Here is a 12,331-nt window from a genome sequence, read left to right as displayed (position 1 = left end):
GTCACCCACCCCGTTCTCCCGTGAAGGCCGTCACCGGCCCCCTCAGCTCGTCGCCGTCGCCCCCACCCCGAGTCCCCTGAGATACGCGCTGAGCACCCGGTTCAGTCGGGGTTCCACCTCCACCACCGCGTGGCCGAGCCGGGGATCGCTCCTGTACAGCTCGCGCAGGCGCGGGCCGGGCGTGGCCATCTGCCACAGGGCACCGGCGAGGCTGGTCGCGGTGGCGATCATGTCGACGCTCTGCGACTCGTCGAGGCCGAGCAGCCGGCCGAGGTCGCCGCCGATCAGCTCGACCTCCTTCAGCGTGACGAGCTTGAAGGAGCGCACCGACTCGATCGACACGTTCCGCTCCAGGTTCAGCGGCGCCTGTGCGAGCAGGTCGCAGAACATGGGCCGCGCCGCGAGCGTGCCCGCGAAGACGGCCGCGACCTCGGCGGACGTCGCCTCGGAGCGTCGTCCCAGATCGGCGCGGAGCTCGGCGGACCAGTCCCGCCAGCCCTCGGCGGTCAGCGCGAGGAAGATCTGCTCCCGTGTCTCGAAATAGCGCAGCAGCGCGGACTTGTGCATGCCCACGGCCGCGGCAATGTCCGTGAGGGTGACGTCCCGCACCCCCCGCACCCGGCCGAGCGTCCGGGCGGCGTCCAGGATCGCCGCTTCCCGCGCCTGTTTGGCCTCGGCACTGCGCGCACGCTGAAAGGCAGGCTCACTCATGCAGGACATCATAGGAAGAGTTAAGGAAACGGTGTTGCGCTAATAAGAGAACGGTGTTTCACTAACGGTATGAGTACACAGGATCCCCAGGTCTGGTTCATCACCGGTTCGTCGCGCGGCTTCGGCCGCGCCCTGGTCGACGCCGTGCTGGCGGCCGGCGATCTGGTCGTCGCCACCGCCCGCCGCCCCGAGGCCCTCGCCGCCGACCTCGCCGAGTACGGCGACCGCGTGCTGCCCCTCGCCCTGGACGTCACCAGCCCGGACGCGGCACGCGCGGCCGTCGAGGCGGCCGTCGCCCGCTTCGGACGCATCGACGTGCTCGTGAACAACGCGGGGTACGCGAACGTGTCGCCCATCGAGACGACCGAGGACGCCGACTTCCGCGCCCAGTTCGAGACCAACTTCTGGGGCGTCTACCACGTCACCAGGGCCGCGCTCCCCGTCCTGCGCCGGCAGGGCGCGGGCACCGTCGTGCAGTTCTCCTCGATCGGCGGCCGGGTCGGCGGCTCGCCGGGCATCGCCTCGTACCAGGCGGCCAAGTTCGCCGTGGACGGCTTCAGCCGGGTGCTGGCCACGGAGACCGCGCCGTTCGGGGTCCGGGTGATGGTCGTCGAGCCGAGCGGCTTCGCCACCGACTGGGCCGGCTCCTCGATGACCGTCCACGACGTGCCCGAGGCCTACGACGCGACCGTGGGCGCGATGAACCGGCTGATGCGGCAGAACACCGCCGGCGCGGCCGGGGACCCGCACCGCGCCGCCGAGATCATCGTCCGCACGGTACGGCGCGGCGAGCTCCCGAGCCACCTTCTGCTCGGGGTGAACGCCGCGACCATGGCCCTGGACCACGACCGCCGGCGGCTCGCCGATGCGAGTGCCTGGGAGGAGGTGAGCCGCTCGGCCGACTTCGGCGAGCCCTACCCGGTGCCGCTCCCCACGGAAGATGCCGTGTGAACCCGGTCAACTCTCGCCCGGAGCAGGTCACTTGCCCAGGAGCAGCCCCGCCCCGCTGACGTAGACATGGATCCCGTCCTTGCGCACCGCGACCCGCTGGAGCCGCAGGTCGCCGGAGGGCGGGTTCGGGATCCGGAAGGCGAAGTCGAAGCGGTCGGCGATCTGCGGGCGGGTCAGCTTGGTCAGGGAGGTCAGCAGGGAGAGGTCGACGCCGAGCCGCTTGAGCACCTCGGGGTGGGCGAGCGCGACGTCCACGAGGTTCACCCGGGTCAGCTGGTGCAGGAAGCGCGGCGCGCCGGTGAGCCGGTGGAGCTTGTCCTCGTCGTGCAGGGCGGCCTGCACCGCGCTGTCCGGCACACCCATGCGGTGCACGATCTCCGGGACACCCAGCAGCGCCTTGATCTTGTCCGCCTCCCGGGTGACCCGGCGCGCGGCGGCCCGGGTGAGGTGCAGCCCCTCGGTACGGCCGGTGCCGGGCCGGTAGGTCGCGAGGTCGCCGATGTCCAGCCGCATCCCGTCCACCGAGGTACTGATGCCGCGGTCCCCGTCGCGCTGGATGTGGGCATCGGCACGCACCCGTACATCCTGCCCGGCCAGCCGCAGCGAGCCGAGCGCCCCGATGCGGCCAGGCCCCTGGGCGCTGAACGCCACCTGGGAGGCGCCCAGTTCACGGTTCATGTCGGCGAAGGACAGCAGCACCTCGCCGTGCATCTGGTGAACGAGGGCTCCCCGTACGGCCGTCGGGCCGTCGCCGTCGATGCGTATGTCGCGTGCGGTGGCGGTGACCTGCGTCAGGGTGACCCGGTCGGCCGGCACGTCCGGGACGGTGACCTGCACCGAGTCCAGCCGCTGGTCGAGGAGTTGGGTCAGGAAAGGGAAGCCGCCGATCCGCACCTCGGGCGCGGCGGTCAGATGCAGCCGGTCCTTGAGCCGGTCGGCGGCCTGCCGCTCGGCGTAGAGCAGCGCCCAGCGGTCGGCCAGGGCGACGAGGCAGGCGAAGGTGAGCACCCAGACGGTCAGCCTGAGCATGGTGGGCAGCCCGGTGGCCCGGTTGCGGCGGCGCCCCCGGCGCCTGTGGTTGGGTGGTGCCCAGGCGTCGTCGGCGTCGTCGTCGCGCTGGTCAGGGGCTTCGACCACGCGGAGGAAGTCGTCCAGCGGGCCGTCCTGCGGGCCGCCCGCGGGATCCTCCGCCAGTGCGGCCAGTTCGTCGTAGGGACTTCGCGCGGACGGAACCCGGTCGGGGCCTGGTCCGTCGGAGTGAGCGAGGTGATGCGTCGGTGTGTGGGGGGTACGCATCGGCAGATTTGATCACATAACCCCACCGGGCTCGCAACTCTGACGAGGAGTCGGCCGGGGAATGGCCCGATTCGCACACGTTATCGAGCCATGGGTAACTCGCCTGTGCGCGACCGTCGTTGGACACTGGCGGCGACGGCTCCGTGAAGGACGAAAGGACGACCTCCATGACGGCAAGCGACACCGGGCGTTTCGTGGGCAGGGCGGCGGTGGTGACCGGCGGCAGCAGGGGGATCGGAGCGGCGGTGGCCAGGCGCCTGGCGGCCGAGGGCGCGGCCGTCGTCATCGGCTACCGGAGCAACCGGGCGGCGGCCGACGCGCTGGTCCGCGCGATCGAGGCGGATGGCGGCAAGGCCCTGGCGCACGGCGCGGACGTGGCCGATCCCGGCCAGAGCGAGGCGCTGATCGAGCGCGCGGTCGCGGAGTTCGGCCGACTGGACGTGCTGGCCTCCTGCGCTGGCATCGAGCACTTCGGAGCCCTGGCGGATCTCACCCCGGCCGACTTCGACCGCGTCTTCGCGGTGAACACCCGCGGCCAGCTGTTCGCGGCCCAGCACGCGGCCGCCCGGATGCGGGAGGGCGGCAGGATCGTGCTCACCTCCTCGGTCAGCGCGTCCCGCGCGGTCTTCGAACACACCCTGTACGCCGCGTCCAAGGCCGCCGTGGAGTCCATGGTCCTCAACCTCTCCGCCGAACTGGGGCAGCGCGGCATCACCATCAACGCCATCGCCCCCGGCGGCACCGACACCGACATGGCCACCGAGAACGCGGCCGGATACCAGCACCCCCGGCTGCGCGGCGAGATGCCGCTCGGCCAGTGGCTGTCGGTGCACGGCGCGCTCGGCCGGCTGGCCACGCCCGAGGAGATCGCCGCGGGCTACGCCTATCTGGCCAGCGACGACGCCGCGTACATGACCGGCCGTACGCTCCCCGTGGACGGCGGCTTCTTCTGAGCCGTGCCGGACGGCCGCGGGCGGCGCTGCGGGCGGTGAGCCATGACGATCCGGACGGCCGGTGATCACGACTGCCCGGAGCGCACCGGATCGTCGGCCACCTCCTGCGGCCGCTTCCCGCCCCCGGAGCGCGTCCGCCGGTCCCGCTGCCAGTCGAACGTGGCGAGCGCAAGGGACGCCGCCATGCCGATGAGCGCGGCGCCCAGCGCGATGACGACGGCGGCGCGGTAGTCCTGGTGCCGGCCGAGCACCAGGTAGTAGAGGCCGGGCAGCGCGGCCGTACCCACCGCCGCGCCGAGCCGCTGCCCGGTCTGGAGCGCGCCGCCCGCCGCGCCCGCCATGCGCACCGGCACGTCCCGCAGCGTCATCGTGAAGTTGGGCGAGACCACGAAGCCACCGCCGATCCCGCCGAGGAACAGCACCGGGGCGGCCACCCAGGGGGCGGTGCCGAGATCCACGGAGTGCAGCAGCAGCGCGGCGCCGCCCAGGCCGAGGATCACGCCCGCCAGACCGCACACGGTGAGCAGCCGGCCCAGCCGCTCGACCAGCCGCCCGGCCACCACGGCCGCGAACGCGGAGCCCACGGCGAAGGGGGTCACGGCGAGTCCGGAGCGCAGCGGGGAGAAGCCCAGACCGTGCTGGTAGAAGAGCGCGAAGACCAGCCACACCCCGCTGAAGCCGATGAAGTACAGCGTGCCGACACCCGCGCCGACCGCGTAGCCGCGCACGGTGCTGAACAGCCGCGGATCCAGCAGCGGCTGTTCGCCTTTGGCCACCAGACGCCGCTGCCACTGCGCGAAGGCGAGGAGCACGACGGCACCGACCGGGAACAGCCACCACAGCCGCTCGATCCCGCCGGAGTCCGCCTGGACCAGCGGATACATCAGCGCGAGCACCCCGAGGCCGAGGAGCAGCACACCGATGGCGTCCACACGGCCCCGCCCGGTGCCCTGGACGCGGGGCAGCAGCCGGCGGCCGAGCAGTACGGCGAGGATGCCGATGGGCACATTGACGTAGAAGATCCACCGCCAGCCGTCCGCGCCGGAGGCCAGCGCCAGGATGGCACCGCCGCTGATGGGTCCGACGGCGGAGGAGATGCCGACGGTCGCGCCGAAGAAGCCGAAGGCCCGGCCGCGTTCCGCGCCCCGGAACAACTGCTGGATGAGCGCGGAGTTCTGGGGCGCCATGAAGCCGGCCGCGAGCCCCTGCGCGAGGCGGGCCACCACCAGCAGCGTGATGTCGGGGGCCGCCCCGCAGGCCGCGCTGAACAGCACGAAGGCGCTGAGCGCGAGCAGGAATATACGGCGCCGGTCCAGGGCGTCGCCGAGCCGCCCTGCGGTGACGAGGGCCAGGGCGAAGGTGAGCGCGTATCCGGACACCACCCACTGCACCTGGGCGGGGGAGGCCCCCAGATCGCGCTGGACGGTGGGCAGGGCGACCGCCACGATCGTCACGTCCAGCAGGCTCATGAAACCGGCCACCAGCGTCACCCACAGGGCTCGCCACCGGCGCGGATCCGGCTGGTAGCCGGTGTCCTGAGCCCCCTGGCCGCGGCCGCCTGCCGCTGACGTCGACGTAGTCACCTGGGCTCCTTTCCGCTGGGGCCCCGCCTGAAGGATTCAGGTTCCCCGACCGGGGCATGCGCATACACCTCTCACTGCAACCGCAAAGGGCGGGAAGAAAGTCCACCCGGGCGGACCCGCGCGACGGCATCGGCAAGATCCCGTTGTCAGTGCCGGCTGCGAGGCTTGGACCATGAACGGCGACGACGAGCAGCTGCTGCGCGGCCGGGTCTACGGCCACGACCACGACGACCCCGGCCCACGCCCCGACCGCAGATACGCCCAACTGGTCGGCGGCCCCCTGGACGGCCTGCTCCTGGACATGACCGACCGGGCCGAAGGGGCCCCCGCCGCGGGCGTCCCGCTGCGCACCGAGCTGGGCAGGTACGGCATCGGCGGCCGGGCGATATACACCCCGCGCCCCGGTGACCGCACCCGTCTCGACTGGAGCGGCGACATCCCCTGAGGACCACCGGACCGGAGCGTCATCCACTCAGAGTAGCCGAGTGGGCGCCGTACGGAGCGGTTGGTTTGAGGGCGCGAGATCTGTGCAGGCGTTGGCTTGTGCAATGTGACCGGCGAAAGGAACACCGCGATGACGGCGACTGACCAAGAGCACCTGGTGGATCCGGTGGATCCCGCCGCGGTCAGGCGCCATCGGATGCTCTTTCGCGCCATCGAGAAACGACGCCACCCGAAGCTGCGCCGCAGCGACATCACGGTGACCGACGAACCGGCCGTCAAACGCGCCACCAAGGCGGCCGCTCTCGGCAACGCGATGGAGTGGTACGACTTCGGCATCTACAGCTACTTGGCCGCGACCCTGGGCAAGGTCTTCTTCCCCTCGGGCAATCACACCGCCCAGTTGCTGAGCACCTTCGCGACCTTCGCGGTCGCCTTCCTGGTGCGGCCCATCGGCGGCATGGTCCTCGGGCCGCTCGGCGACAAGATCGGCCGCAAGACGATCCTCGCCCTCACCATGATCATGATGGCGATCGGCACCTTCGCCATCGGCCTGATCCCCTCGCACGGCACGATCGGCATATGGGCTCCGGCCCTGCTGATCTTCTTCCGGCTGGTGCAGGGCTTCTCGACCGGCGGTGAGTACGGCGGCGCCTCCACCTTCATCGCCGAGTACGCGCCCGACAAACGGCGCGGTTACTTCGGCAGCTACCTGGAGTTCGGCACGCTCGCCGGGTACGTCGGGGCGTCCGGCCTCGTCGTCGCCCTGACCAGCCTGCTCAGCGACGACCAGATGCTGCACTGGGGCTGGCGCATCCCCTTCCTGGTCGCGGCCCCGCTCGGCTTCATCGGCCTGTATCTGCGGCTCAGGCTGGACGAGACGCCCGCCTTCCAGAAGCTGGAGGGCGGCCAGGCCAGGGCGACCGAGGCCGCCGACGCGGTGGAGACCTCGGCCGCCGCCGACCTCGGCAAGATCTTCACCCGTTACTGGCGGCCGCTGCTGCTGTGCGTCGCCCTGGTGGCCGCGTACAACATCACCGACTACATGCTGCTGTCGTACATGCCGACCTATCTGTCCGACGAACTCGGCTACGACACCAATCACGGGCTGCTGATCCTGCTGATCGTGATGGTCCTCCAGATGTGCGTCATCAACCAGGTCGGCCGCCTCTCCGACCGTTTCGGCCGTAAACCGCTGCTGATGACGGGCATGCTCGGCTTCCTGGTCCTGTCGGTGCCCTCGTTCCTGCTCGTCCGGCAGGGCGACATCGTCCTGATCACCCTGGGCCTGCTGCTGATGGGCCTGTCCCTGGTGGCCATGCTCGGCACCATGTCGGCCGCCCTCCCGGCGATCTTCCCGACGCAGGTCCGCTACGGCTCCCTGTCGGTCGCCTACAACTTCTCCGCCTCGCTCTTCGGCGGCACCACCCCGCTGGTGATCACGGCTCTGATCGGCGTCTTCCACACCAATCTGATGCCGGCGTTCTACGCCATGGGCGCGGCCGCCGTGGGCGTCGTCGCGGTCCTGGCCATGAAGGAGACGGCGAACAAGCCGCTGGACGGCTCCCCGCCGTCCGTGGAGTCGGAGGCCGAGGCCGCCGAACTGGTCAGGGCCCAGTCACCGGACCCGAAGTTCTGACGAGCCCACCGCTCCCGCAGAACCGGACCACCGGGTGCCTCACCGCTCCCGGTGGTCCGGCAGGCGCGGGGCGAGCAGGGTGACACCGTCGCCGAACAGCTGGCCGCGCCCCGTGACGAGCTCGGCGCACAGCCGCTCCAGCGGGGCGGCGTGCTGTCCGCGGGAAGCCGCTGCGCATGGTCGTACCGGGGGACGGTGGGGTCGACGCCCACCGGGATCCCATGGCGGACCGGCGAGAGAAAGCGGGCGCCGAGGCCGGGGTGGAGCAGCAGCGGCGGGGGTTGTCCCGTGTTGCTCCAGCGCAGGAGGTACCCCTCGGCGACGCGCTCCAGTCGGGTGAGTACCAGGGTGGCGGTGGGCGGCTCGGCGAACATCGTCAGGGCGCGGGCCAGCTTCGAGACGGCCAGGCTGGGCGGCCCGCCGCCCGCCGTGCATCGCGCCGTGCCGCCTCCGGAACCCCGCGTTCCTCCGCCTCAACGTCGGCTTCGGCCCGATCGAACCGGCTTTTATCTGGGAGCGCTCCCGTGGGAGCGCTCCCAGATTGGCATAATGAAGGTCTACCGTTCCCGCGGGTGTGTCAAGGGAATGAACACTTCTGAGCCGGTGCGACTGACGGGTTGTCATCCATGGTGACGGGCAAGGGCGCGATGACTGCGGGCGAGGGGCGGGGCGGCCGCCCGACGCTGGAGATGGTCGCCGCGCGGGCCGGTGTCGGGCGGGGCACGGTCTCGCGGGTGGTCAACGGCTCCCCGCATGTGAGCGCCCAGGCGCGGGCGGCGGTGGAGGCGGCGATCGCCGAGCTGGGCTATGTGCCCAATCGGGCCGCCCGCGCGCTGGCCGCCGACCGCACGGACGCGGTCGCCCTGGTCATCCCCGAGTCGGAGACCAGGCTCGGCGCCGAGCCGTACTTCCTGGACATCGTGCGCGGTGTGAGCACCGAACTCGCCGACACGGACATGCAGTTGCTGCTCACCCTGATCCGCACCCCGCGCGAACGCCAGCGCCTGGGCCAGCATCTGGCGGCCCGCCGCGTCGACGGCGTCCTGCTGGTGTCCGTGCACGAGAACGACCCGCTGCCCAGCCTGCTGGAGCGACTGCGGGTGCCCACCGTGCTCAACGGGCGGCGCTCGGAGCGGGAATGGATGTCGTACGTCGACGCCGACAACGTCGGGGGCGCGCGGTCGGCCGCCGAGCATCTGCTCGGACTGGGCCGGCGCACCGTCGCCACCATCACCGGCCCCCTGGACATGTACGTCGCCCGCTGCCGGCTCGATGGCTACACCCAGGCGATGAACTCCGCGGGCCTCGGCGGCGACACCTCGCTGGTGGCCCACGGCGACTTCACCGAGGAGGGTGGCCGCGCCGCCATGCGCGCCCTGCTGGAGCGGCACCCCGGCCTCGACGCCGTCTTCGCCGCCTCCGACGTCATGGCCAGCGGCGCCCTGCACGTCCTGCGCCAGTCGGGGCGGCGGGTGCCGGAGGACGTGGCGCTGATCGGCTTCGACGACTCCGCGGTCGCCCGGCACGCCGACCCGCCGCTCACCAGTGTGCGCCAGCCGACCGAGGAGATGGGCCGCACCATGGCCCGGGTGCTGCTGGAGGAGATCGAGTCCCGCAACGGCATCCGGCGCCATGTGGTGCTCTCCACCGACCTGGTGGTGCGCGAGTCCGCCTGAGCGCGCCGCCGGGGCGGCGGAGGCCCGCCCCGCCGTCCACGGGCTGCTGGGGGGCCCGCCCCGGTATCCGTATACGGCTGAGGGCGCAAATGTCCGGCGCGCGGCGGCGGCTGCCGGCCGGCCGGACGGGCTGCCGGAGAGGGCGGCGCGCGGCAGCCGAGTCCGGGGTCCGCCCCGCACCTTCGCGCCTCGCCGAGGGCCACTCCGGCATGGACGCGGCGCGCCGGAGTCCACCCCGGCATCCGGGCGTGCGCCACACAGGGGAATCGACCTGCCATCCGGGCGTGTGCCACGCCGGGGGGCGACCCGGCATCCGCGCGTGCGCCACACCGGGGGGCGACCCGCCATCCGCGCGGCCGAGGTGCCAGGGCATCGTCCCGGCACCCGTCGTCCACGGCGCCGGGGCGTGGTGATCGGACCGGCGTCCTCGTCCGACCCGGCGTCTCTGTGTGCGCGGCGTCGGGGGCGGTCCCGGCACCTGTATGCCGCGGCCGGGGGAGCGTGCCGCGCCGCGCGGGTCCTCCGCCGTCCCCGCAATTGCCGAATGGCTGTTTCTCCGCCTTGCTTTCGGTCCCGTGCGCCGACCGGCCCCCGATGGCCCCTCGCCGCTACCCGGCGGTAGCCGTAGCCCCCCTCGCGCGTCGTCGCCGGATGCGGCGAGTTCACGGCGGTCCCGGTCGGTGCCGCCCCACCGCCGTCGAGCGCGCCGGCCCCCGCGCCGAGGGGGCGCGTGAACGCGCCATTGCGCTCAGGTTTCGCCTGGCCCCTTCACAGCGCTGTTTCGAGTTGTTACTTTCCTCACTTGCTGGGAGCGCTCCCACACTCAACGCCCTTGAATCAACCCGGAGTTGGTGATGGCCCGGGCGGCGACGCTCCCGGGCACGGCACCACCGCGTACGCACCGCATACGAATCGCATGTGAACCGCGTTCGAACCGCACCGCCGCCCGGCAGGGGCCACGGTGCGGCAGCGATGTCAGTCAGCACGGGGCACGCCATACAAGAGGAGTTGGCTGCTATGAGACCTGCGGACTTGGGACCGTCTCGGCGGTGGACGGCCATGGGCGTCGTGGCCGCGATCCTGCTCGCCCTGCTGGTCGCTGTGACCGGTACGGCGCCCGCGCGGGCGGCGGGTACGGCGGGAGCGGGCTACTGGCACACCAGCGGCCGTCAGATCCTGGACGCGAACGGCAACTCGGTGCGCATCGCCGGGATCAACTGGTTCGGGTTCGAGACCGACAACCACGTGGTCCACGGTCTGTGGTCCCGGGATTACAAGAACATGCTCGACCAGATCGCCGCGACCGGATACAACACGCTGCGCATTCCGTATTCCGACGACATCTTCAAGTCCGGCACGATGCCGTCCAGTATCGACTTCTCCAGCGGCAAGAACGCCGACCTCCAGGGGCTCAACTCCCTTCAGGTCCTGGACAAGATCGTGGACTACTCGGGGCAGATCGGCCTGAAGGTCATCCTCGACCGGCACCGGCCAGACTCCAGCGGCCAGAGCGCCCTGTGGTACACGAGCAGCGTCCCGGAGTCGACCTGGCTCGCCAACCTCAAGTCCATGGCGAGCCGTTACGCGAACAACCCCACGGTCGTCGGTATCGATCTGCACAACGAGCCGCACGATCCGGCCTGTTGGGGCTGTGGCGACACGACCGTCGACTGGCGGCTCGCGGCCCAGCGCGGCGGCAACGCGGTGCTGTCGGTCAACCCCGACATGCTGATCTTCGTGGAGGGCGTCCAGACCTACAACGGCGACTCCACCTGGTGGGGCGGCAATCTGGAGGGCGCCGGCACCTACCCGGTCCAGCTCGATGTCGCGGGCCGCGTGGTCTACTCGGCCCACGACTACGCCACCAGCGTCTCCAACCAGCCCTGGTTCAGCGACCCGTCCTTCCCGGGCAACATGCCCGGCATCTGGGACAAGCACTGGGGCTACCTCTTCAAGAACAACATCGCCCCCGTCTGGGTCGGCGAGTTCGGTACGACACTCCAGTCGACCACCGACCAGACCTGGCTGAAGGCCCTGGTCGCCTACCTCCGCCCGACCGCGCAGTACGGCGGCGACAGCTTCCAGTGGACCTTCTGGTGCTGGAACCCCGACTCCGGTGACACCGGCGGCATCCTCAAGGACGACTGGCAGACCGTCGACACCGCCAAGGACGGCTACCTGGCATCCGTCAAGGCCCCCGGATTCGGTCCCGGTGGTGGCGGTGGCGGTACGACGGACACGACCGCGCCCACCGCGCCGACGGGTCTTGCGGTGTCGGGGACGACGGCTTCGAGTGTGTCGCTGAAGTGGTCGGCGTCGACGGACAACGTGGGGGTGACCGGGTACGACGTGTACCGGGGCTCGACCAAGGTGGGCAGCACCACGTCGACGTCGTATACGGACAGCGGCCTGACGGCGTCGACGGCGTACTCGTACACGGTGAAGGCGAAGGACGCGGCGGGCAATGTGTCGGCGGCGTCGGGTGCGGTGACGGCGACCACGGCCGCGTCCGGTGGTGGCGGTGGCAACCCGGGCACCGGCGCGGTCAAGGTGCAGTACAAGAACAACGACAGCTCGCCGACCGACAACCAGATCAAGCCGGGTCTGCGGGTGGTGAACACGGGGAGTTCCGCGGTGGATCTGTCGAAGGTGACGATCCGCTACTACTTCACCGGTGACGGCGGCTCCTCCACCTTCACCGCGTCGTGCGACTACGCGGCCGTCGGCTGCTCGAACCTCACGCAGAAGGTGGTCGCCCTGTCGTCGCCGAAGTCCGGCGCGGACCACTACCTGGAGATCAGCTTCGCCTCCGGCGCGGGCTCGCTCGCGGCTGGTGCGAACACGGGGGACATCCAGAGCCGGATCAACAAGGGCGACTGGTCCAACTTCAGCGAGAGCGACGACTACAGCTACGCGACCAACACCGCCTATGCGGACGCCTCGAAGGTGACCGTCTATGTCGACGGCATCCTCGCGAACGGCATCGAACCCTGAGTCCTCCCTCCCCCCGAGCGGCGCGTCGTGTGCCGTACGGCCGCACCGCGTGCCACAACACCCCATGGAAGGAACCCTTGGTGAAGA

At 71.3% G+C, this 12,331-nt stretch carries 9 protein-coding genes and 1 pseudogene; 6 read left to right on the top strand and 4 right to left on the bottom strand.

The features are described 5' to 3' along the window. Positions 1-42 precede the first annotated feature (42 nt). Entirely contained in the window at positions 43-711 is a 669-nt protein-coding gene (locus HEP81_RS02715; RefSeq protein ID WP_037664363.1) for a TetR/AcrR family transcriptional regulator, read from the bottom strand. 69 nt (positions 712-780) lie between these two features. Here HEP81_RS02715 and HEP81_RS02710 point away from each other — a divergent pair, with 69 nt between their 5' ends. Next, a complete protein-coding gene (locus HEP81_RS02710) occupies positions 781-1,662 on the top strand; it encodes an SDR family NAD(P)-dependent oxidoreductase (RefSeq protein ID WP_037664364.1) in 882 nt (293 codons plus the stop codon). A gap of 27 nt (positions 1,663-1,689) precedes the next feature. Here HEP81_RS02710 and HEP81_RS02705 read toward each other — a convergent pair whose 3' ends face one another. Beyond that, on the bottom strand, positions 1,690-2,958 hold the full coding sequence (locus tag HEP81_RS02705; protein WP_037664366.1) for an LmeA family phospholipid-binding protein: 1,269 nt from the start codon (positions 2,956-2,958) through the stop codon (positions 1,690-1,692). 167 nt (positions 2,959-3,125) lie between these two features. Here HEP81_RS02705 and HEP81_RS02700 point away from each other — a divergent pair, with 167 nt between their 5' ends. Further along, entirely contained in the window at positions 3,126-3,911 is a 786-nt protein-coding gene (locus tag HEP81_RS02700) for an SDR family NAD(P)-dependent oxidoreductase (protein ID WP_037664368.1), read from the top strand. Positions 3,912-3,976: 65 nt separating this feature from the next. Here HEP81_RS02700 and HEP81_RS02695 read toward each other — a convergent pair whose 3' ends face one another. Beyond that, a complete protein-coding gene (locus HEP81_RS02695; protein WP_037664369.1) occupies positions 3,977-5,494 on the bottom strand; it encodes an MFS transporter in 1,518 nt (505 codons plus the stop codon). Positions 5,495-5,666: 172 nt separating this feature from the next. Here HEP81_RS02695 and HEP81_RS02690 point away from each other — a divergent pair, with 172 nt between their 5' ends. Together HEP81_RS02690 and proP are read left to right on the top strand one after the other, a co-directional pair. Continuing rightward, positions 5,667-5,939, top strand: a complete 273-nt coding sequence (locus HEP81_RS02690; RefSeq protein WP_037664370.1) for a hypothetical protein — start codon at positions 5,667-5,669, stop codon at positions 5,937-5,939. A gap of 129 nt (positions 5,940-6,068) precedes the next feature. Then, positions 6,069-7,574, top strand: coding sequence for a glycine betaine/L-proline transporter ProP (gene proP, locus HEP81_RS02685; RefSeq protein WP_051850770.1), 1,506 nt, complete (start codon positions 6,069-6,071; stop codon positions 7,572-7,574). 164 nt (positions 7,575-7,738) lie between these two features. Here the strand turns inward: proP and HEP81_RS42570 are convergent. Continuing rightward, positions 7,739-7,984 (bottom strand): annotated as a pseudogene (locus HEP81_RS42570) (hypothetical protein); the annotation flags it as partial. Between the two features lie 237 nt (positions 7,985-8,221). On the opposite strand from HEP81_RS42570, the gene HEP81_RS02675 reads away from it, so the two are divergent. Both HEP81_RS02675 and HEP81_RS02670 read left to right on the top strand, forming a co-directional pair. Beyond that, a complete protein-coding gene (locus HEP81_RS02675; protein WP_037664374.1) occupies positions 8,222-9,250 on the top strand; it encodes a LacI family DNA-binding transcriptional regulator in 1,029 nt (342 codons plus the stop codon). Between the two features lie 1,059 nt (positions 9,251-10,309). Beyond that, positions 10,310-12,244 (top strand): cellulase family glycosylhydrolase, encoded by a 1,935-nt coding sequence (locus HEP81_RS02670; RefSeq protein ID WP_243279268.1) that lies wholly within the window; start codon positions 10,310-10,312, stop codon positions 12,242-12,244. The last annotated feature ends 87 nt before the right edge of the window (positions 12,245-12,331 follow it).

Origin of the sequence: Streptomyces griseofuscus (assembly GCF_014673495.1) — a bacterium.
In the GTDB taxonomy this organism is placed as follows: Bacteria; Actinomycetota; Actinomycetes; order Streptomycetales; family Streptomycetaceae; genus Streptomyces; species Streptomyces murinus.
Note: the sequence above shows the minus strand (reverse complement) of the source record. Positions and strands in the feature narration are given on the sequence as shown.